The organism is Priestia sp. JV24, from assembly GCF_025910025.1.
Taxonomy (GTDB): Bacteria; Bacillota; Bacilli; order Bacillales; family Bacillaceae_H; genus Priestia; species Priestia megaterium.
Genome location: NZ_JAPCIN010000020.1, coordinates 317,711 through 338,492 on the forward strand (window position 1 = coordinate 317,711; position 20,782 = coordinate 338,492).

Genomic DNA, 20,782 nt, shown 5'->3' on the forward strand with positions numbered 1-20,782 from the left:
ACGCCTTTTTTAATAAAAATCAGCGTGTGTACAAGCATTCTGTCATTTTTTGCATTTACTATAGTGTAAGGAGGTGATGGCTATGCATGAACACACAGGAAATGTATCTATCCCACGTCCTCCGGATGTGGTAACAATTCTGTGGGAGCGAAATCCTTTGGATAGACAAGCTCCTCGTACTGTCGTAGAAGCAACAGTAATCGGCAGCGCAAATCCTTGCGGACGTTTGTTAGCTCAAGGTCAGCGCTACCGCACTGCAGCTCATTGTTTACTTGACAACGGCTTTGAACAAATTACTGCTGAAAGATTAGGGGTATTTGGAGTAGCTGTATTTGTTAGAGAATATTAAAATAGAAAAAGGGACTTTTCTGTAAGTTAGAAAAGTCCCTTTATACATATTACGCGTGGAAATTCGTGCCGTCTGTTACAGCTTCGATTACACCAGCGCGGATGACAAAGTCACCAAAGTGCTCGCCTTCTTCTCTTTCTTTTGCATAGCGAGGAAGCAAGACGCGCAGCTCGTTTAAAATTTCTTCTTCACTGATATTTTCACGGTACATTTTACTTAAGCGGCTGCCATCAAATGCTGCTCCAAGATACATATTGTATTTACCCGGCGCTTTACCGATAAAAGCAATTTCACCTAAAGCAGGACGTGCACAGCCGTTAGGACAGCCCGTCATACGAATAGTAATTTCTTTATCGCGAAGGCCGTTTTCATCTACAATTGCTTCAATTTTCTCAAGAAGAACTGGTAAATAACGCTCAGCTTCTGCCATCGCAAGCCCGCAAGTTGGAAGCGATACACAAGCTAATGAGCTGCGGCGAAGAGCCGAATAATGCTTGCCGTCAGTTAATCCATATTGTTCGATGAGGTCACTAATTTGTTTTTTCTTTTCAGTTGATACGTTCGCGATAATTAAATTTTGATTGGCCGTTAAACGGAAATCACCGCTATGAATTTTTGCAATTTCACGAAGACCCGTCATAAGCTTATAGTCTTCAAAGTCAGCAATACGTCCACCTTGAACAAAAAGAGTAAAGTGCCATTTTCCTTTTACACCTTTTTCCCAGCCGTAGCGGTCGCCGTTATGATCAAAGTGATAAGATTTTGCTTCGTCTAAGCTCCAGCCCAGACGATTTTCAAGCTCTTCTTTTACCGTTTCTAATCCAAGACGATCAACCGTGTATTTAAAACGCGCGTTTTTACGTACAGAGCGGTTTCCATAATCACGTTGAATCGTAATGATTTTTTCAGCTACTTCTAGAATTTGATCAGGTCGACAGAACCCAATCACTTTTGCAAGCTGAGGGTAAGTTGCTTTATCTCCGTGCGTCATACCCATACCGCCGCCGATTGCTACGTTAAACCCAACAAGTTTCTCGTCTTCTAAAATGGCAATAAAGCCAAGGTCTTGTGAATACACGTCAATATCATTAGACGGTGGAACAGCTACGCCAATTTTGAACTTTCTTGGCAAATAGAGCGGACCATACATTGGTTCCACTTCTTCTTCCACTTCCGGTGTGCTGATCACTTTCTCTTCATCTAGCCAAAGTTCGTGGTACGCTCTTGTACGAGGCAATAAGTAATCACTTAATTTTTTTGACCATTCGAATACTTCAGCGTGTACTTCTGACTGATAGGGATTCGGATTGCACATTACGTTACGGTTTACATCTCCGCAAGCTGCAATTGTATCTAATAACGAAGCATGAATTTCTTGAATCGTTTTCTTCATGTTCCACTTTAAAATTCCGTGCATTTGGAATGCCTGACGAGTTGTCAGCTTTAACGTTCCATTTCCGTATTTTTGTGCCAAATCATCCATCACTAGCCACTGTTCTGGTGTTGAAACACCGCCTGGCGTACGGACTCGAAGCATGAATTGGTAAGCTGGCTCTAGCTTTTGTTTTTGGCGTTCGTTACGAAGATCTCGGTCATCTTGCAAGTAGCTTCCGTGGAACTTCATCAAACGATTATCGTCTTCAGAAATACCTGAGCTAATGCGGTCTAGCATTGTTTCTCCTAATGTACCGCGCAAATAATTACTTTCATCTTTTATGCGCTCAACGTCACTTGGAGGACCTTCGGGCGCTTTTAAAATTTTGTTTACCATGTTGAAAATCTCCTTTCAATCCTCAGTATACATCACGCTGATAACGTTTTTGTTTCTTCATTTCAGCAAGGTAACCTTCCGCCTGTTCACGGCTCATCTTGCCTTCTGTTTCGATAATTTCAACTAGCGTGTTGTGCACGTCGCGTGCCATATTTGTTTTATCTCCGCACACATAAAAAGATGCGCCTTCTTCTAACCATTGGAATAATTCTTTACTATGTTCGAGCATACGGTTTTGTACGTATACTTTTTCTTCTGTATCGCGTGAAAACGCCACGTCCATTTTTGTCAGTACGCCATCTTTTAACCACTTTTGCCATTCTGTTTGGTAAAGGAAGTCTGTTACGAAGTGCTGATCTCCAAAGAACATCCATGACTTTCCTTTTGCCCCTGTTTCTTCACGCTCTTGCATAAATGAGCGGAACGGAGCCACACCTGTACCAGGTCCTACCATAATAATTGGCGTTTCTTGATCTTGAGGAAGCTTAAAGTTTTTATTGCTTTGAAGGTATACAGGAATCGTATCGCCTGGCTGCAAACGTTCTGAACAAAGGACTGAACAAACACCTTTACGCTCGCGTCCATGCGCTTCGTAGCGTACCGCTCCGATTGTTAGATGAACTTCATCAGGGTTTGCTGATAAGCTGCTTGCAATCGAGTAAAGACGCGCTGGCATTTTACGTAGAATGGCTACAAACTCTTGTGCCGATACGTTCCATGGACCGAAGTCACGAACTAAGTCAATTACATCACGGCCTTGTGTGTATGCTTTTAATTCCTCGCGATTTTCTACAAGGGCTTTTAACTTATCGTTTCCAGTAAGCTCAGCTGCTTGCTTTAAAAGCGGCTTTGTTAAAACGGTAATTTCAAAATTAGAGATTAGCGCTTCTCTAAGAGGACGCGTTTCTCCTTCTTTATTAACCGTTACACTTTCACTTGCATCCCACTTGAATTCGTTAAGAAGAAGATCAACAAGCTCCGGGTCATTTTCAGGATAAATACCTAAACTGTCTCCTGGTTCATACGTCAAACCTGAACCTTCTAGAGATAGTTCTAAGTGTCGCGTTTCTTTATTTGATCCGCGGCCGTTTAAGTTTAAGTTCTCAAGCACTTCTGCTTTAAAAGGGTTTGTTCTTGAATATGGTGAAGTTCCTGCAGGAGCTTCCGCTGGAACAGCTGCCGAAGCGCTGTGTCCTTTCGCTTCGCTTAATCCGTCAATAACACCTTTAAGCCATTTATTTGCGGGCTCTTCAAAATCTAAATCACAGTCAACGCGCGGATACAGTCTTTCACCGCCAAGTTCTGCTAAGCGCACATCAAATTCTTTTCCTGTTTGACAGAAAAATTCGTATGAGCTGTCTCCAAGCGATAAAACAGAGAAACGGAAGTTCTCAAGTTTTGGCGCTCGACGGCCGTGAAGAAATTCATGGAAAGATAGCGCATTATCAGGCGGCTCTCCTTCTCCATGTGTACTTACGACAATTAATAAATTTTCAAGTTTCTTTAAATTATTTGGTTTGAAATCATTCATAGAAGATACAGTTACATTAAAGCCTTTTGCTTCAAGCGTTTTGCCTGTATTTTCAGCAAGTCCTTGAGCATTTCCTGTTTGTGATCCATAAAGAATCGTTACGTCTTTTGAAACTGTCTGTTTCGTTTGAGCAGGCGCTGCTGTAGAAACGTCTGGCGTTCCTTCGGCAGACGTAGATTGAGCTGCTGTTAAATAACCGCTCAACCACATTTTTTGTGCTTCTGTTAATGTCGGCAGAAGGCGATTAAGCAAATCTGCTTGTTCTTGATTAAAAGGGCTGTTTACTACCTTAAGTTGCAACACTGTCCACCTCACAAAAATATATAATTTAAATATGTATGCTTTTACGAATCATCTTCAACAACATTTAATACCTGTGTCTAATTAATCAATGATGTTTCCTTTCATACATTATTATTCCTATAGATTATATCAAATTTAATTATATAAATCATTAGAAAATTCTTATCAAATTCGTCTACCTGCATTTTATCGGAGAAGAATAAATTAGTAAAATACATATAATTGATAACTAGTATTAAGATCATTAATAATTGAAGTTATGTTTACTTTTTTTATAAACGCAGTTACTTCTATATTTGTTCATTCTACATCCTTCACATGAATATGAATATTTTGTAATTTTTAGAGAAGTTTTGTAGAAACGGTTTTCTTTCTCATCAGAATGTTACATAATAAATGTAACATTAATCCTTTTAAAAAACACTATATGGAAAAGACAGTATATTCTGAAATTTAGGACAGTTTATAGGTGAGCTAGCAACCTTTTATTCCATCTATTCATACACGTTGAAGAATATAAAGGGAAGCTTGCAGTACATACAATTCCCTTTTGCTCATCTCAAATGAAAGGACTGGCTTTTAAAGCAGGTAATCTTTTTTAAGGAGGCTTCTTGAATGTTTTTACGAGAATTAACGAAAAGTGGGACGATAACTGTTTCTTACTATAAAGATGGGACGTTGCAAACGTGCAAAGGCCGCGTGCACAACTTAAATCTCCATCAGCAAATTCTATCCGTAAAAGACGAAAATGAAGCCGTTGTTTCCCTTTTGCTTTCTGATATTAAATCCATTCATTAGTATGTAAAATTAAGGAGGAATTACCATGTGGAAAGATAATAAGCAAGCGCTTACAGATTTTGTGTCGGAAGATCGATTTGAACTGAACTTATATTTAACGTATTTGCTTGATCAAATTTCGTATGACACGTCTAAACAATCTCCTTTTCTTCGTAAGCCTAATGAAACAACTAGTTAATATAGAAAAAAGCGCACAAATTTGTGCGCTTTTTTTAATGTGATGGCTCTACTTCAACAATGCCTTCTTCTGGTTTTTCTTCAGCTTTTTTATTTGAAAGCTTGATCTGCCTTAAGAACAATGTGCATACCGCTCCTAAAATAATAAAAGCTAAGCCCATGAAAAAGACGCTGTGCAATGCGCTCATTAGCGAGGTCTTCAAAATTGGCACAATGCTGTCTGAAAGCGCAGCTGGAATACTCTTTAGCGCCTCAGGGCTAAACAGCATCTGCAGCACACTTTCAGGATTCGTATCAATCGCTTTTTTAAACCCGTCTGCAAAAGCACTTGCTTGAGCAGGCAATGTGTTTAAATATGGAACGAGTTTGTCAGTAAGAAGCGTACCTGATTTTGCATTCATTACTGCTCCTAAGATCGTAATACCGAACGTTCCTCCAATTGAACGGAAAAATTGACTTGATGATGTAACCACACCGAGCTCTTCTTTTGAAAAGCTCTCTTGAAGAGCAAGTGTTAAAATTGGCATTACAAGACCCATTCCTAAACCGATTATGGCCATATAAGAAGTGGCAACAAGTTTGCTAGTATGAAGGTCTAATGTTGTTAACAAGAAGAACCCTCCTGCCATAATGAGCATACCCGTAACAATTTGAGGCTTGATTCCAACTTTATAAACAAGCTGCCCTCCAATAATACTTGTTACAATCATTGAAATCATCATCGGTGTCATAATGGTACCGGATTCCGAGGCGCTGACTCCAACGATTCCTTGCATAAAGAACGGAACAAACGTAATGGCTCCGAACATGCCGATGCTCATAAAAAAGCCAATGATATTTAAAAGCGTAAACGTTCGGTTCTTAAATAAATACATCGGAAGAATCGGCTCTTTCGCTTTCGTTTCCACAATGATAAAGCTTATGACCCCAACAACAGCAAGTGTAAATAGACTAATAATTTGCCATGAGTTCCAGTCGTAGTCTTTTCCTCCAAAGCTCAGGGCAAGAAGCAAGCTCACTACTCCGATAACCATTGTCAACATACCGGCTACATCAAATTTAACAGGTCCCGTCTGTTTCTTTCCTTGAAGTCCCAGTGCAATAAAAACGGTAGCGAGTATCCCTACCGGCAAGTTGATGTAAAACACCCATTTCCAGTTCAGTGAATCAACAATCCATCCGCCAATTTGTGGACCGATGACAGAAGCAAGACCGTAAATTCCTCCGAATACTCCTTGAAATTTTGCTCGTGCTTTTCCTGTAAATAAATCACCGATTACAATCATTGCCATCGGCATCATAACGCCGCCGCCAATTCCTTGTAATGCACGGAATAAAATAAGCTCTGTCATGTTATTTGCCATTCCACATAGAGCAGAAGCGACCATAAAAATAATAAGTCCTGTAACATAAATTACTCTGCGTCCTACTAAATCAGCGAGTTTCCCTGCAATCGGAACAACCGTTGTCGACGTTAATAAATAGGCTGTTGTCAGCCATGTCATCATGCTCAATCCACCAAGGTCTCCTACAATTCTTGGCATAGCTGTTCCGACAATGGTTCCATCAAGTGCAGAAAAGAACATCGCAATAATTAACCCAATTAATAAGAGCGTGCGCTTTGAATTTTTTTGATTTTCCATCGTGTGTCTCTCCTCTTTTTTGTTACTGCTGCTTATCTTTATAAGAAGCAGCTGACGTTGCAAGTTTTTTCGTAATAGAAGCCATCATAGAAAGCTCTTCTTCTGTTAAATGCAAAAGGTAGCGGTCCATAATGGCTTTTCGACCATTCAGCACATCTTCAAGCTTGCGATGCCCAAACTCCGTTAAGGTAATATCAACGACTCGTCTGTCCTCTTTATTATGTTCTCTTACAACAAAATTGTGTTGTTCGAGACGATCCACTAAAAGAGTCACGGCGCTCGGTTTGACATCCATTAGCTCTGCAATTTGAGAAACCTTACTGCTCCCTACTTTCTTTAAATAAGAAAGAACAAATAATTGCGTAGGAGTCATCTCATGCTCATTTAGACTCTCCATTATTTCAGGCTGCATTTTTTCAAATAGCACTTGAAGCGATGAACGAATCTCTCCAAGATACTGATTGCTTTTTGTCACATCTATTCCTCCAGGCTTGCTTATTTATTTCATGTTATAAATAGTTAATGCTAATTAAATATAAATGCATATAAACTAAAAGTCAATTATTTCTTTTTTAGTATTGACCCTTACGCTGCGTTATATTTTATAGTAGATTTTAGAAGGGAGATGAAAGAATGAACAGAAAAGTAAAAGAGGTTGCTGACTTAGTAGGAATCAGCGTCCGCACGCTGCATCACTATGACGAAATCGGGCTATTAAAACCTGATGCCGTTAGTGAATCCGGCTACCGGCTTTATTCACCGGCTAATCTCGATATGCTTCAGCAAATATTATTTTTTAAAGAACTTGGCTTCCCTTTAAAACAAATTCACGAGATTATAACAGAACCGACGTTTAATCGCATAGAAGCGTTGATACTGCAAAAAAACATGCTGATTGAAAAACGCAGTCGGCTCGATCAAATGATTGTAACCATTAATAAAACGATTCAATATGAAGAAGGAGCGATTGAAATGAACGAAAAAGAGCGGTTTAACGGACTGGATTTTTCGCATAACCCATACGAAGAAGAAGCACGAAAGCGCTGGGGAAACCAGCGGGTAGATGAAGCGAATGAAAAAATACAAAGCTTCTCACAAGAAGAACAGCAGCACATGTCAAACGAATGGGAAAGTATCTACACTCACTTAGCTTCGCTTCGTGATCTGTCACCATCCTCTACAGAAGCTCAAAAAGCTATTGCGACATGGTATCAATTTTTAAATAAAAACTTTGGAACGTATTCATTAGAAGCCTTTAAAGGTCTTGGAGAAATGTATGTGCAAGATGAGCGATTTACAACTAACATCAATCGCTACGGAAAAGGATTAGCGAAATTCATGAGCGAGGCGATGAGTGCATTTGCTGATGCTAACAAACAATAAACAAAAGAGATTTAAGTATAACTAAATCATTTCTAAAGATAAATAGATTGGATACATGGGCTGAACTGCTTGTTACAGCGCAAGCATAAAAAAAACCGAACGACGTTGATTCTCCATCAAGAATCTCGATTCATCGTTCGGATCTTCCTTTAACGAAACTACTTTTGTTCCAGCCTCTTTTTATAAATGAAGCCCCATAAGCATTGTATTATAGTACAAGCCATTTATATAGGTGTCTTTTTCTTTTAATCCTTCTATTTGAAACCCTAGCTGCTTGTATAAAGAAATAGCTCTTTGATTATCTTCTCGCGTCACAAGTTCGATTTTTTTTGTTTGTTTATTCATACGTGCCCATTCAATCAGCTCAATCATTAGCTGTCTTCCTAACCCTAGCCCGCTATAAGATTTGTCTACCACGATACCAAGGGTACCCACATGCTTATTACGCGGGTTTTGAGGTGAGGTGATGGATGCAATACTAATGATTTCTTCTTCTTTTTCAGCCAGGACTATAAGAGAATTTTGCTCTTGTTTTACAGAAGCTAAAAACACTTCATACTCTGAAACAGGTCTAAGAAACTCCCCTTCTCCAAATGAAAGAAAATCACTTTCTCCTCCCACTCGATTGTAAAAAGCAATCATTTTCTCTGCATCTTTTGATTCTGCTTCTCGAATGGTGACGCCTATACCATTCTTTAATGTACGTAAACTCATATACCTATCTTCCTTTTAGTTATTCTTGTTTGCCTATATGGGTTTTAGCGTTGTTTTTCTCTCCACTGACCTAACCACATGCGATTTCCTAAAGCCGTAAAATCATTTTCATCGGCGTAGCGTTCAATGACGGAAAGCGCGTTGTCCTCAAGCATTGGTGAATAGCTCATAATTTCTAAAATATGATGTGCAGCCCATAGGTCAATCCGATAAGTAGGATTCGTCAGCAGTGTTGAAAATTCAAACAGCATGCCTGGATAGTATAAATGAATGAGCTGCGCAATTTTTTTCATATCTTCTGCAGCTCGGTTTCCTTTTTTTACAGATTTCTTATTTCGATAATCAATTTCATAATGAATTTTTGCGCTTTTTTGATAAAGATCAACTAGCGTTTCGTACGTACGATGTTTCTGCATTTCTCATCTTCCTTTTCCTCTAGATTTCCTCGTTTGAAGATGCTATAGTTCATTTTTAGGTTTCATATATTCAAATAAATGCAGCAAAAATATAATACTTCCGCCAATACACATCACAAAACTTAACGTAGCAGGATACTGAATAAAGAAACCGACAACGCCAAAAATCAGCATAGCAAGCGCTCCTATCATCATAAACAGATGATATGCCGGTGTATTTTCTTCATTATTCATACATAACTCCTTTTCACTATTTTTTAAGTTATTAAAAAGATATGATACTTCTTTTGGACTATGATCTTTTATTTTGCTGCCGCTTTATTTCTTTAGCTTAGCACGAAGTAACGTGAGAAGGCCTCCTCCAAACATGACGCCACCCACAATTTGATACAGGTGTATGTAGCTTTTTACCGTTTCAAGATACAGATCTGTGTCTGCATTCCCTTTACTTTCTAGCCATCTTTGGCCCATTGCCTGACCCGTTGCAACGCTTTTTAACAAAACGACCAGGCCTCCGAGCATGACAACGGCTGCGATCATAAGCTGTACCTTTTCTTTGTCATCTAGCATTTTTTTGAATTCGTCTGCCATCTATCTCTCTCCCATCCTTACCTTGTTATGTATCTACTTGTTTGTAATCATGCTGTTTTTTCTCTATTATAACGCTTAACTTGGTCATTATAACACGGTTTTGCACTGCCTTTAGTCTTACTTTTCATAAATGAAGCCATCTTGGGTGATACTATTTTTGAAACACAGGCGTCTTTAACATCCCTTTATTATTTTTGAAGGGTTACTAATTGAGGTTGATACATGCTTATATTTTTAGGGATTTTTTTACTTTGTGTAGCTGTTTGTTTAGTAGAAATACCTTATTTAAAAAAAGTGAAAAGTAAAAGAGAAAAGCGAATTTTTTGGAGTTTGTTCACAGTAAGTATGTTGATTGTTAGTTTAAAATACAGCGGTGTGGAAATCCCCAACCCCGGGGACGGCATTGCTTTTTTATTAAAGCCTTTTAGTGATTTTTTGTTCAGTCTGTTGAAGTAAAAGGAAGTGAACAACGTGCATAGTCAGATGAAATTATCCGCAGCACAGTTTCGAATACTCGTGATTTTTTATAGTTTAGGCGACACTATTTTAGTTGTACCTGGAAGCTTAACGGCTGATTCTAAACAAGAGGCATGGATTCCAGCTATTTTAGGTGTAGGTGTAGGCGTTTTACTTGTATGGATGTATATCAAACTCTCTAGCCTTTACCCGAATAAAACCCTGATAGAACTCAACGAAGCCATTTTAGGCAAGTGGCTAGGAAAGTTTGTCTCTCTTTTATTTGTCGCTTCTACTCTTCTTTTTTGCAGTCAAGTTTTATTTTACGTGGGCTCGTTTCTAACAACTCGCATTATTATTCAAACGCCTATGCTTGCTGTTCATATTTTGTTTATGGGAATTGTGACTGTCGGCGTTCGGCTTGGCATTGAAACGATTGCCCGCTGTGCTGAAATTCTCTTCCCTTGGTTTGTTATTCCGTTTTTAATCTTAGTTTTTTCGATCTTTCCTCAAATTCATTATGAGAATTTACAGCCGTTGTTAGAGGTAGGCGTTAAACCTATTATCAGATCTATTCTGGTCTTTACAAGTATTACTTCTCTCACTTTTATTGTATTGCTGACCGTTTTCCCTGCTCACGTAGCGGAACCTGATCAGCGAAATCGCGCTTTTTTTACAGGAAGCTTAATCGGTGGAGGCATTATGATTATTATTTTATTGCTTGGCATTCTTGTACTTGGAAATACGTATACACGTATCGCTTTATATCCAAGCTATGAACTTGCAAGGCGTATCGAAGTGGCCGATTTTCTGAAAAACATTGAAGTAATCATGGCCATTATGTGGTTTTTATCTCTTTATTTCAAAACGTCTCTCTACTATTATGCGACCGTTTCCGGACTCGCTCAAATTCTTGAATTAAAAAACTACCGAATTTTAACTCTTCCGCTGGGCGTGATTGCCGTTACATTTTCACTTATCGTGTATCCAAGCATTCCATATGAACAAACGTAGGACAGAGATACGTGGATTCCGTACAGTCTGTTATTTGGACTATTTTACCCTCTTGGATTATTAATTGTTGGGAAAATTCGCGTAAAGCATTCCGCGTCTTTATCCAAATAAAAAAGCCGCTTAAGCGGCTTTTAAAAGAATACAGTTATACTCACTAATCCATTCCACAGCATATGTAAAATCATAGATGGGAAAATAGATTTTGTTCGATAATAAATAATGGCAAAAACAAGTCCCATTACAGTAGCCGTAATTGGGAAACCAATATGTAAAAGACCGAATACAAGAGCGGAAATGAAAATGCCTACAAGCACGTGATGACGTTTAGTTAAAAAGCCACATAAAACACCCCGGTAAAGCAGCTCTTCTTTAATAGGCGTAATGACTGCTACACTTATAAAAAATATCCAGCTCGAAAGCAGCGTTTGATTAAAACTGCCTTGATTTAAATCCTTTTGCTGCTGATCTGCGCTTTCTACGTTTAAAAATGAAAGCATCAGGTACTGCACCGCGGCTACAATTAAAAAGCCTACTACAATATATACATACGTTTTTCTTTCTTTTAATACTGAGAAGTTCCACATAGGCTTTAAAAATCTGCGCACAGGCCTGTACAGCACGGAAACGCCTAGAAAAAACGCCGCGTCTACCAGCAGAGCATATGGTCCTTCTAATAAAATTCCCGTCATATTTGAACCCGTAACTTCATCGTAAATAGCTACTCCAATTCCAGCTATAATCTGCAGACCAAAGCCCAACACGATAAATAGAAGCAGCGTGAAGTAAGTAAACTCTTTTTTCTTTTTAGGCTTTAAAACCGGTTCTAAATTTGTTGATAACGTACTCAAAATAGTAACCTCCAAAAATGATTCTTTCTCTCTAGTGCTCTCAAAATTCTACCATAACTTCCGCTTAATGATGTTATTTTTTAGGAAAAAAGTTATATTTTTTCACATTTTACACCCAAAGATAAGGTTTGAAAAGATAAATGAGCTAGCCAAATTAGTTGTCAACTTCCTTATATTTGATTACGCTTGAAGAAATCTTACCGAAAGTGAAGTGAAAAAATGGCAAACATTTTAATGATCAATTTTCCCGCTGAAGGTCACGTAAACCCAACGCTTGGAATGGTAAAAGCTTTTTCAGACCGAGGTGATACCGTTCATTACATTACGGCCGAGCGTTTTAAAGAGCGTCTTGAAAACGCCGGGGCTATCGTACACACTCACCGGGACTTATTAAGCGGTGTATCCATCAAGCCTGAAACTCCTCAAGGAATCAACGCTTTTTTAAATATCCACATCCAAACGTCTTTAGATACGCTAAAGCTTGTTCATACGTTATCAAAAAAAATTGACTTTGACTTTGTGTTTTACGACAAGTTTGGAGCAGGCGAATTAGTGCGTGATTATTTGCGGATTCCCGGGATTGTATCATCCGCTTCTTTTTTAATGCCAAAAGAACGCTTAGCAATGATGCCTCTGCATCCGGATTCAGGCATTCCATTTAAACCTGACGAAAAAGCTCAGTACGGGCTCAGCTTGCTGAAAAATCAGTTTGGGGTAGAACCTAAAAATCTGCTTCAATTTATGAACAATGAAGGCGAATTAACGGTCGTATATACAAGCCGCTTTTTTCAGCCGCTTCATGAACATTTTGATGACTCGTGTTTATTTATTGGGCCAAGCTTTCCAAAGCGTCACGGCTCTCATGATTTTCCGCTAGAAAAGCTAAAAGACGAAAAAGTTCTTTATATTTCAATGGGAACGGTGCTTCATGATGTAGAAGGCTTTTTCAACCTTTGCATCGACGCATTTAGCGACTTTGAAGGCAAAGTTGTGATTGCAGTAGGAGACCGAGCTGATTTTAAAAAGATAAAAAAAGCACCAGAGCATTTTCTTATTTCGCCCTATGTTCCCCAGCTTGACGTGTTAAAAGAAGCTGATGTTTTTATCACGCACGGAGGTATGAACAGCGTAAATGAAAGTATTCATTTTAACGTACCGTTAGTCGTTTTACCTCATGGGAAAGATCAGCCTCTCGTCGCTCAAAGGCTCGTGGAACTAAACGCCGGGTATCGCTTAGCAAAAGAAACGGTAAATGCTTCTCTTTTAAGGAATGCAGTTGACGAAGTCATACATGACGACCGCTACAAGAAAGGGATAAAAGAAATCAACGTAAGTTTCGAACAGGCAGCTGGCCCCGCCGCTGCAGCCGAAAAAATAGTAAATCACGTAGTGAAGCAATATTCATAAAGAAAAGGTGCACATTTGTGCACCTTTTTTCATTAAACCAGCTATGTACAAACTGTATATACGCCAATGATTAGCAAAATGACGGCTAAAAAACTTATGAATACAAATCCATATGACTGAAATAATCGAAAATATGATTTAAATCTGTAATCTTTATGCTATGAGTGCTGTAAGCAACGATTATTTCAGCCAGCATAAGAACGAATAAAATGGCCAATAGCACCTTAACAAGCGGAAATTGTCGGAACTGAGGAGAAAAAAGCAGCTTACTGACTGTATACAAAAACAGCAGGATAAAGTAGATCATCATGGCATTTGTCGCCTGAAGGGGCACATTCCAGACAAATATGTACACGCTGAATGTCAAAATTAAAATAAACGACATTTCTTTCCCGCTAAAAAAATCACTCATTGCGTAACACCTTTTCTTGTTCATGAATGAATAAGAAATTATAAACTCACGAAACATTAACATTATTTTTACAACAGTATACACGATTTTCCTATTAATTTCTATATACCGGTGTATATATGGAGCGGCTTTTAGCGGATTGGCGTCATGTTTTTGAGTGCAATGGGTTATAGTAACAGGGAAAGCTCATAAAGGAGGTTTAGATAATATGGAAAACACAAATGAATTTGTTCAAAAGCTGAACGATAATCAAGAAAAGCAGCGTAAAAATAAGCAGGGGCAAGCTACTGGGCATCCTGAGAAAAAACTTCCTAACAAACAGCATTAATGTTGTAAAAGTTGGCTGTAAAGACAGCCGGCTTTTTTTTTGAACTTTCTTCGGAAGTCGAAATGTTTGGAGATAAAACAAACCCCCTGTTACAATAAACTGAACCCGCTGCAAAACGTTCGCAGCTATACTTTCCTCTTAAGGAGCTGAATATAAAATGAGTAAATTTGAAAAACTATTCCAACCAACAAACATTGAAGCATTTGATTTACACACTCGTACAGCAATGGCACCGATGACAAGATGCTTTGCTGATCCAGAGACAGGCGTAGTCGGTCAAGACGTTGTAGACTATTACCGCCGCCGCGCAAAAGATGGTATTGGCTTAATTATTAGTGAAGGAATTGTTATCAGCGAACGCGCAAAAGGAAATCCTGGCGTTCCGGGTATCTATACCCAAGAACAAATTGATTCATGGAAGCCTGTAACAGAAGCTGTTCATGAAGAAGGCGGCACGATTATCGCTCAAATTTGGCACGTTGGCCGCTTGAGTCATTCCGGGTTAATCAATGGGCATAAGCCTCAGGCCCCTTCCGCTATTGCAGCACAAGGCCAAGTGCCTCGTTTCCGCAAGCCCTATGAAGAGCCTGAAGAAATGTCGAAAGAAGATATTAAAGAAGTTGTAGGACAGTATGCCCAAGCCGCTAAAAATGCCATTGAAGCAGGATTTGACGGCGTCGAAATTCACGGTGCTCACGGCTATTTGATCGATCAGTTTAATTCAGACTGGTCTAATAAACGCACTGATGAATACGGAGGCGGCCTTGCACAGCGATTAACGTTTATGAAAGAAGTGATTTCCGCTGTTATCGACGCCATTGGAAAAGAGCGCGTTGTGATTCGCTTCTCTCCTCATAAGCTTGATAAACCAGACTACCGCTGGGATGATACTGAAAAAGTTATTCAAACGTATACAGAAGCATTTAAAGAAACAGGAATTGAGATCATCCATCCGTCTATGCTGGATTTTTATGAAGATGTTCAAAACGGTCAAAATCTTTATGAAATTACGCGTAAGTACTGGGATGGACCGATTATCGGTGTAGGTGACTTAACGCCTGAATCAGCTGAAAAAGCGCTTCAAGCCGGCTGGATCGACGTAGCTGCTATTGGCCGTCCGCTGATTTCAAATCCTGATTATTTCCAGCGCATTAAAAACGGTGAGTCTCTTGTCGAATACGATGCTAAAAAACATTTACCAGAGCTTATCTAAAAAAAGCGCTCCTTCCGGAGCGCTTTTTTTACTGGTTTACGTATGCCTGAACCTCTTGTTTCCAAATAGCATAGCCTTGGCCTTTTAAATGAAGACCATCAACCGTGAAATTACTTTTTAACTGATTATGTGTAGATACTTTTGAATACAGATCAATGTAAGAATCGTTGTGTTTCTTAGCTAGACGCTCTAAATAGTTATTTAATGCGATAACATCTTTATTGTCCACTGCGTCGCCGCATTTTTTATTGTTCACGGGCAGTACACTTTGAACGTAGACTTTTGTATTCGGTGATTCTTTATGAATACGTTCAAGAATTTCAGTATAATTGGCTTTGGTTTTTTTTACAGATTTTTGCTCGTTTAAATCGTTAATGCCAATCATTAAGAAAATCTTTTTTGGCTTAGCATCTGTAATACTTTTTAGACGATGCAATACCCCTTCTGTTGTATCATCAGCTACGCCTCGATTGACAATCTGCTTATTATGAAAAAGTTCGCTCCATTCAGAGCGCTGGGTAATGCTATCACCGAGAAATACGATTGACTCTTTAGGAATACTTAATTGCTTAAACAAAGTGGTCCGTTCAATGTAATAAGGATTATCCCTATAGCTTTGCTTAGACGAATCCTTAGATGACAGCGGATTTTTCATTGCGCTGCTGCTTGTGGCATAAAAAGCAAAAACACCTAGGAAAAGGACATTTAAAATAATGGAACTGATAAATACAACTTTCTTTGTTGAACTCACGAAAACGACACTCCTGTACTTTGTATGTTTTTTAGATAACTCTACGGTGGTATAGTAAAGCTTCCTGTTAACACTCTTTCCCTCCATACAAGACATTTAATCATTTTTTGTAAATAATGATTTTATATAAAAAAGAAGCGGCGCTCGAAAGCGCCGCTTCTTTTTCTATAATATAAGGGGTTAAAACGTACTTTTATTATAACATATAGTCTATGGTCATATTTTCCTCTATTAGAAAATAGTTCTTATGTCGTTTCTTTTTCCAGCTGCTTTTCTCTTTTCACTTGCTTTGCGAAGAAGAGTTCGTATACCACTGGAATAATAATTAAGGTAAGAACGGTAGATGACGCAAGCCCTCCAATTACCGTGATTGCTAAGCCTTTTGAAATCAGCGTTCCGCTTGATGTAGTAAGCGCCAGCGGAATTAATGCGGCAATGGTAGCAAATGCCGTCATTAAAATTGGACGCAAGCGCGTTTTCCCAGCTTCAATAAGGGATTCGCGGATCGTCATGCCTTTTTGTTCACGATTTTGGGTAATTCGATCTACAAGCACAATCGCGTTTGTTGTAACAATTCCAATCAGCATTAAGAACCCAATCATTACGCTGACAGACAGCGGTTCTTTTGCAAGGACTAGACCAACTAACGAACCGATTGGCACAAAAATGAGTGACGATAAAATGATAAATGGAATACGCGCTTTTCCAAACGTAACGAGCATCGTTAAATACACAAGACCGATTGCTGTTAAAATAGCTAGACCTAGAGATTGGAAGACTTCCACTGTCTCATCGCTTCCGCCTCCACCGTCCAAGCTCACATCTTTTGGCAAGTCTAACTTTTTCACTTCATCTACAACATCTTTGGTCACAGCTTGAACATCATCGCCTTTAATGTCTGCTTCCACTCGCGCAAATACTCTGCTGTCAAGCTTTTGAATAGAAGTGAACGTATCAATTGTACGAACGTCAGCAATATCTTTTACTAACACAGGTCCTCGTTCTGTAAATACTTGAAGATCTTTAATTTCTTTTACTGAACTAAGGTCTTTATCGTACGAAAGCTGAACCGCCCGTTTTGTATTATCTAATTTTAAGTCTCCGACGGATACCGGTTTGGTTTGGTCGGAGATTGTACCAAGCAGCTGAAATCCAGATACTCCGTACTCTGCGGCTTTATCAGGATCTACTTCTACTACAAGCTGCTTTTGCTTATCTGAGAAGTTATTTGTTACATATTTAAGACGTTTGTCTTTGTTTAAGTAGTTTTCCACTTGCTTAGCTGCCTTTTGCAAGTCATCTAAATTAGAAGAATATAAATCAACGGTTACGTTATTATTTGTAGGAGGCCCTCCTGTTGATGCTTCTTGTACATTAACTGTTGCTTTCGGTGATTCTTCTTTCGTGATGCTTTCCATTTTCTTTTGAACTTTATCAATAAACGTATCAACATTCACGCCTTCTTTTACGTTCAAGAAATAGCCAACTTGGTTCGAGCGTTTTACACCTGTTGAAAAGTCGCGTGATCCAACTTCCGTAGTCACATCTGAAATTTCATTTTGATCCGCAAACATCTTTTCAATTTTTAAAGATACATCGTTTGTTTTTTCAAGTGATGTAGATGCCGGTAATTGAACGTTGGCCTGAAGCATTTTTTGTTCTTCATTTGGAATAAACGTAAAGCCAAGTGAAGGAACAAGCGCAAATGAGCCAAACAGTAAAATAAAGGATAAAATTAAAATTTTGATTTTATGATTAAGCGACCATGCAATCGCTTTTGCATATCCGCGCTGCAGCTTTCCTTCTTTTTCTTCAGGCGGTACTTTTTTAAATGCAAACTTTGCTAAAATCGGCACGATTGTAATCGCTACAAGAAGAGAAGCTAACAGTGAAAAAACAACTGTTAAGGCAAACGGCAAGAAGAACTCTCCTGTAATTCCTCCTACAAAACCGATTGGCAAGAATACGACAACCGTTGTAATCGTAGACGAGGTGATAGCTTTTAAAATCTCTTTTGTGGACGATTCGACAAGCTCGTTGCTCATGCCTTCTTCTGAACGGCGAACGCGTCTAAAAATATTTTCAATCACAACAATACTGTCATCCACTACGCGCCCAACGGCTACAGCCATTCCGCCTAGTGTCATAATATTAAGTGAAATATCAAGCTGGTTTAAGAAAATAGCTGATACTAACAGCGATAATGGAATCGATATAATCGCAATGATCGTAGCGCGGAAGTTACGCAAGAAAATCAGCACGGCAAGTGACGCAAATAATGCTCCGAGCAATCCTTCGCGTACTAATGTTTCAACAGACTTTTCAATGCCGTCAGCTGAGTCAAAGCCGATTGCGTAGTCTAACTGATCGTCATATTTTTTCAAAATTTTCATCGTTTCGCTCGCCACTTCAACCGTATTAGCATCTTGTTTTTTTGTGATGGCCATCGACAGTGCATCTTTGCCGTCATAGCGTGTATATTCGCCTTGGTCTGTTACGGCTTCGACTTTGGCAATATCGCCAAGCTTCACAGGCTTTGCTTCAGGATTCATCGTAGATTTCAGCTGGATTTTCTTTAATGCATCGATCGTCGCAACTTTTTCTTCTACTCGCACTGGAATTTGAAGCTCTTTTCCTTTTAATGTTCCTGCTGGGAATGAAACAGCTTTTTGATTAATTTGTTCTTTCATCTCATCAAGCGTTAAGCCAGCTTGAGCTGCTTTTTCTTTATCGACCGTAATTTGTAAAAGGTCCTCTTTCACGCCGCCAACTGAGACGGAGTTAATACCTTGAATTTTATTCAATTCAGGAATTACTTCATCATTTAATACTTTTTCAAGATTTGCATCATCTTTCGCAAACAGTGAAATGTTGAAGATCGGGAATGAACCAAATGAAAAACGGTTTACGTCTACATTTGATGACTCTGGTAAATCTAATTCTTTTATCGACGAGTTAATTTGCTGTTCAACTTTATCTAAATCCGTATTAAACGGGAATTCTAAATTAATAATACCGACGTTTTCGTACGATACGCTTTGTACGCTTTTAACGCCTTCAATTCCTTTCACTTGGTCTTCGATTTTCGACGTGACGCTTTCATTTACGTCATCAGGAGAAGCCCCGGGATACGTTGCTTCAATGGACAGCTGCGGAAATTCGATATTCGGCAGTAAATCAATTTTTAGTTTTGAAAATGAATATAGCCCCGCTAAAATAAGTAAAAATGAAACGATAAACACAGCTACTGCATTTTTCAAACTAAATCTCGTCAAAAAATTCATCTTTTTCCTCCGTTACGTAACTAAGTTATTTGAGAAACCTTCATCCTTTAATAGCTGCAGACCCGTTTTATTTTTTTAACAATTTTAGAGTACCCGCGGGTCAGTTTTTCGCAAAAAAACTCACCTCCTTTCATGTGCTGATGAACTCTCTATAAAAACTGAAATTTGATGGTCGCATGCTCCACCTGGCAGCGAGATAAAGGAAAAGCCGTCTTGACCATATAAATCCCAACCTTCAAAAAAAGAGCTGTCGTGAAACATATCTAGCGCATACCCATTAGAAAATGTAATTCGAAGTATACCGATATCTTCATACCACTGTATAGAGATAATGTGCTGGCCAAGCAGCAGTGCTTCGACTTGCTGACGCTGCTCGGCAGAATGTAGCGATTTCCAGTCCGCTTGACCAAGCAAGATGCTGCGTTTGTTTTTTAGTCTCCATGGACATTCTGCCACAAGTCCGCCTTTACTAAATCCAAGAGAAAACGGCAGGGTATTGTCTGTGTTAACCTTGGTAACGGTTTGTTCTTGAAAATATGAAAAATTAATTACTGTGCTGCTGGTATTCATCATATCCCTCCATTATCAACCAGTACCGACGAGTCATTTTTAGGTCTCAAAGTAGCAGCCTTCAATGTATAAGTTCACAATGAACTCCGCATAGTTCATGATATCTTCTTCTGTTATATCATCATCGGAAACGATATCCATCCTATACCCATTTAACATGCTGCAAAACGCTTTTGAGTGTAAAAAAGCATTTTTTATTTTCTGCTCTTCAATCAATTTAGCAACAAGCCCGTGATAATCCTCAAAAAATTGATGAAGACGCCCCATCATTTCTGGCATTTGGTGAGGGGCTTGCCAAAAAGAGTCGGGATATTTTTTAGTTTCGTAAAAAAAGAGCAGATGATGCTTCGCAATTGAATACAGCTTTTCATGAAAAGTTTGGCATTCATCCGTTCTTCGCTTTGCATGATACAAAAACTCATCAAACGAACGATTGTTCACAGCGATATAAAGCGACTCTTTAGACGAAAAGTACAAGTAAAGCGTTCCTTTAGATACACCCGCTAGTTTAGCAATATCAATCATTTTTGCTTCATAGTAGCCTTTGGATCCGAACACTTCAAAAGCAGCATCTAAAATTTTCTCTCTCTGCTGTTTTCGGTTTGTCATGGTAAAAAATCCTCTCATACGTTTTCGATACTATACATATAAAATAATTAAAATAACTTGTCAACACGTAGTGTGCTCTTTTATCCCTTGCATCACAAGAGTATGTCAGTTTTTTAAACAAAACACTTCTATAGAGCAAATTAAAGCGTTTTCGACTTTTTTGTGACAGATACAAATGATGCTTGTATATGAAGAGCTCGCTATGGTACATTTT

General features: G+C 38.8%; 21 protein-coding genes and 1 pseudogene. 8 read left to right on the plus strand and 14 right to left on the minus strand.

From position 1 onward, the window contains the following. Nucleotides 1-82 precede the first annotated feature (82 nt). On the plus strand, nucleotides 83-349 hold the full coding sequence (locus tag OK414_RS16695) for a hypothetical protein (protein ID WP_034650713.1): 267 nt from the start codon (nucleotides 83-85) through the stop codon (nucleotides 347-349). A 49-nt stretch (nucleotides 350-398) separates the two neighbouring features. Here OK414_RS16695 and cysI read toward each other — a convergent pair whose 3' ends face one another. Next, nucleotides 399-2,120 (minus strand): assimilatory sulfite reductase (NADPH) hemoprotein subunit, encoded by a 1,722-nt coding sequence (gene cysI / locus OK414_RS16700; protein ID WP_013083867.1) that lies wholly within the window; start codon nucleotides 2,118-2,120, stop codon nucleotides 399-401. A gap of 22 nt (nucleotides 2,121-2,142) precedes the next feature. Then, nucleotides 2,143-3,951 carry an assimilatory sulfite reductase (NADPH) flavoprotein subunit gene (locus OK414_RS16705; protein ID WP_013083868.1) on the minus strand — a complete coding sequence of 603 codons (1,809 nt, stop codon included), beginning with the start codon at nucleotides 3,949-3,951 and terminating at the stop codon, nucleotides 2,143-2,145. A 618-nt stretch (nucleotides 3,952-4,569) separates the two neighbouring features. Between OK414_RS16705 and OK414_RS16710 the strand changes: the two genes are divergently transcribed. Beyond that, entirely contained in the window at nucleotides 4,570-4,752 is a 183-nt protein-coding gene (locus OK414_RS16710) for a YolD-like family protein (protein ID WP_013083869.1), read from the plus strand. A 25-nt stretch (nucleotides 4,753-4,777) separates the two neighbouring features. Next, complete coding sequence (locus OK414_RS16715) at nucleotides 4,778-4,930, plus strand: hypothetical protein (RefSeq protein ID WP_013057796.1); 153 nt, start codon at nucleotides 4,778-4,780, stop codon at nucleotides 4,928-4,930. A 34-nt stretch (nucleotides 4,931-4,964) separates the two neighbouring features. Here the strand turns inward: OK414_RS16715 and OK414_RS16720 are convergent, their stop codons facing one another. After that, a complete protein-coding gene (locus tag OK414_RS16720; RefSeq protein WP_095379292.1) occupies nucleotides 4,965-6,572 on the minus strand; it encodes an MDR family MFS transporter in 1,608 nt (535 codons plus the stop codon). Between the two features lie 22 nt (nucleotides 6,573-6,594). Beyond that, nucleotides 6,595-7,047, minus strand: coding sequence for a MarR family winged helix-turn-helix transcriptional regulator (locus tag OK414_RS16725; protein ID WP_013083871.1), 453 nt, complete (start codon nucleotides 7,045-7,047; stop codon nucleotides 6,595-6,597). A 158-nt stretch (nucleotides 7,048-7,205) separates the two neighbouring features. On the opposite strand from OK414_RS16725, the gene OK414_RS16730 reads away from it, so the two are divergent. Further along, on the plus strand, nucleotides 7,206-7,955 hold the full coding sequence (locus tag OK414_RS16730; protein WP_095379290.1) for a MerR family transcriptional regulator: 750 nt from the start codon (nucleotides 7,206-7,208) through the stop codon (nucleotides 7,953-7,955). 180 nt (nucleotides 7,956-8,135) lie between these two features. Here the strand turns inward: OK414_RS16730 and OK414_RS16735 are convergent, their stop codons facing one another. The 4 genes from OK414_RS16735 to OK414_RS16750 form a co-directional block, all read right to left on the minus strand. Beyond that, complete coding sequence (locus OK414_RS16735) at nucleotides 8,136-8,669, minus strand: GNAT family N-acetyltransferase (protein WP_047933164.1); 534 nt, start codon at nucleotides 8,667-8,669, stop codon at nucleotides 8,136-8,138. 44 nt (nucleotides 8,670-8,713) lie between these two features. Continuing rightward, a complete protein-coding gene (locus tag OK414_RS16740) occupies nucleotides 8,714-9,085 on the minus strand; it encodes a hypothetical protein (protein ID WP_034650698.1) in 372 nt (123 codons plus the stop codon). A 42-nt stretch (nucleotides 9,086-9,127) separates the two neighbouring features. Further along, nucleotides 9,128-9,319, minus strand: a complete 192-nt coding sequence (locus OK414_RS16745) for a hypothetical protein (RefSeq protein WP_014459359.1) — start codon at nucleotides 9,317-9,319, stop codon at nucleotides 9,128-9,130. An 84-nt stretch (nucleotides 9,320-9,403) separates the two neighbouring features. After that, a complete protein-coding gene (locus OK414_RS16750; RefSeq protein ID WP_016764777.1) occupies nucleotides 9,404-9,676 on the minus strand; it encodes a hypothetical protein in 273 nt (90 codons plus the stop codon). A 471-nt stretch (nucleotides 9,677-10,147) separates the two neighbouring features. On the opposite strand from OK414_RS16750, the gene OK414_RS16755 reads away from it, so the two are divergent. After that, nucleotides 10,148-11,146: a GerAB/ArcD/ProY family transporter gene (locus OK414_RS16755; RefSeq protein WP_263045226.1), complete on the plus strand. Its 999-nt coding sequence runs from the start codon at nucleotides 10,148-10,150 to the stop codon at nucleotides 11,144-11,146. A 131-nt stretch (nucleotides 11,147-11,277) separates the two neighbouring features. Here OK414_RS16755 and OK414_RS16760 read toward each other — a convergent pair whose 3' ends face one another. Then, nucleotides 11,278-11,994: a CPBP family intramembrane glutamic endopeptidase gene (locus tag OK414_RS16760; RefSeq protein ID WP_034650690.1), complete on the minus strand. Its 717-nt coding sequence runs from the start codon at nucleotides 11,992-11,994 to the stop codon at nucleotides 11,278-11,280. 219 nt (nucleotides 11,995-12,213) lie between these two features. Here OK414_RS16760 and OK414_RS16765 point away from each other — a divergent pair, with 219 nt between their 5' ends. Continuing rightward, nucleotides 12,214-13,401: a macrolide family glycosyltransferase gene (locus OK414_RS16765; protein WP_263045227.1), complete on the plus strand. Its 1,188-nt coding sequence runs from the start codon at nucleotides 12,214-12,216 to the stop codon at nucleotides 13,399-13,401. A gap of 94 nt (nucleotides 13,402-13,495) precedes the next feature. On the opposite strand, the gene OK414_RS16770 is transcribed toward OK414_RS16765, so the two are convergent. Beyond that, nucleotides 13,496-13,813, minus strand: a complete 318-nt coding sequence (locus tag OK414_RS16770) for a hypothetical protein (protein WP_013057808.1) — start codon at nucleotides 13,811-13,813, stop codon at nucleotides 13,496-13,498. 208 nt (nucleotides 13,814-14,021) lie between these two features. Here OK414_RS16770 and OK414_RS16775 point away from each other — a divergent pair, with 208 nt between their 5' ends. After that, entirely contained in the window at nucleotides 14,022-14,141 is a 120-nt protein-coding gene (locus OK414_RS16775; RefSeq protein ID WP_013057809.1) for a DUF4023 domain-containing protein, read from the plus strand. A gap of 172 nt (nucleotides 14,142-14,313) precedes the next feature. Further along, nucleotides 14,314-15,354, plus strand: a pseudogene (locus tag OK414_RS16780) (alkene reductase); the annotation flags it as partial. Between the two features lie 28 nt (nucleotides 15,355-15,382). Here OK414_RS16780 and OK414_RS16785 read toward each other — a convergent pair. From OK414_RS16785 to OK414_RS16800, 4 genes are all read right to left on the minus strand, one after another. Then, nucleotides 15,383-16,105, minus strand: coding sequence for a GDSL-type esterase/lipase family protein (locus OK414_RS16785; protein WP_034650680.1), 723 nt, complete (start codon nucleotides 16,103-16,105; stop codon nucleotides 15,383-15,385). 245 nt (nucleotides 16,106-16,350) lie between these two features. Further along, nucleotides 16,351-19,389, minus strand: coding sequence for an efflux RND transporter permease subunit (locus tag OK414_RS16790; RefSeq protein WP_263045229.1), 3,039 nt, complete (start codon nucleotides 19,387-19,389; stop codon nucleotides 16,351-16,353). Nucleotides 19,390-19,509: 120 nt separating this feature from the next. Further along, nucleotides 19,510-19,959: a DUF6188 family protein gene (locus OK414_RS16795; protein WP_016764785.1), complete on the minus strand. Its 450-nt coding sequence runs from the start codon at nucleotides 19,957-19,959 to the stop codon at nucleotides 19,510-19,512. 39 nt (nucleotides 19,960-19,998) lie between these two features. Next, the gene (locus tag OK414_RS16800; protein ID WP_016764786.1) at nucleotides 19,999-20,568 is read right to left on the minus strand and encodes a TetR/AcrR family transcriptional regulator; all 570 of its coding nucleotides are present in this window, start codon (nucleotides 20,566-20,568) and stop codon (nucleotides 19,999-20,001) included. Nucleotides 20,569-20,782 lie beyond the last annotated feature (214 nt).

Coding starts and splice junctions, on each gene's coding strand:
- OK414_RS16790 (WP_263045229.1), bottom strand. CDS start 19,389: ATGAATTTTTTGACGAGATTTAGTTTGAAAAATGCAGTAGCTGTGTTT.
- OK414_RS16715 (WP_013057796.1), top strand. CDS start 4,778: ATGTGGAAAGATAATAAGCAAGCGCTTACAGATTTTGTGTCGGAAGAT.
- OK414_RS16730 (WP_095379290.1), top strand. CDS start 7,206: ATGAACAGAAAAGTAAAAGAGGTTGCTGACTTAGTAGGAATCAGCGTC.
- OK414_RS16765 (WP_263045227.1), top strand. CDS start 12,214: ATGGCAAACATTTTAATGATCAATTTTCCCGCTGAAGGTCACGTAAAC.
- OK414_RS16720 (WP_095379292.1), bottom strand. CDS start 6,572: ATGGAAAATCAAAAAAATTCAAAGCGCACGCTCTTATTAATTGGGTTA.
- OK414_RS16775 (WP_013057809.1), top strand. CDS start 14,022: ATGGAAAACACAAATGAATTTGTTCAAAAGCTGAACGATAATCAAGAA.
- OK414_RS16740 (WP_034650698.1), bottom strand. CDS start 9,085: ATGCAGAAACATCGTACGTACGAAACGCTAGTTGATCTTTATCAAAAA.
- OK414_RS16795 (WP_016764785.1), bottom strand. CDS start 19,959: ATGAATACCAGCAGCACAGTAATTAATTTTTCATATTTTCAAGAACAA.
- OK414_RS16750 (WP_016764777.1), bottom strand. CDS start 9,676: ATGGCAGACGAATTCAAAAAAATGCTAGATGACAAAGAAAAGGTACAG.
- OK414_RS16735 (WP_047933164.1), bottom strand. CDS start 8,669: ATGAGTTTACGTACATTAAAGAATGGTATAGGCGTCACCATTCGAGAA.
- OK414_RS16770 (WP_013057808.1), bottom strand. CDS start 13,813: ATGAGTGATTTTTTTAGCGGGAAAGAAATGTCGTTTATTTTAATTTTG.
- cysI (WP_013083867.1), bottom strand. CDS start 2,120: ATGGTAAACAAAATTTTAAAAGCGCCCGAAGGTCCTCCAAGTGACGTT.
- OK414_RS16710 (WP_013083869.1), top strand. CDS start 4,570: ATGTTTTTACGAGAATTAACGAAAAGTGGGACGATAACTGTTTCTTAC.
- OK414_RS16695 (WP_034650713.1), top strand. CDS start 83: ATGCATGAACACACAGGAAATGTATCTATCCCACGTCCTCCGGATGTG.
- OK414_RS16745 (WP_014459359.1), bottom strand. CDS start 9,319: ATGAATAATGAAGAAAATACACCGGCATATCATCTGTTTATGATGATA.
- OK414_RS16800 (WP_016764786.1), bottom strand. CDS start 20,568: ATGACAAACCGAAAACAGCAGAGAGAGAAAATTTTAGATGCTGCTTTT.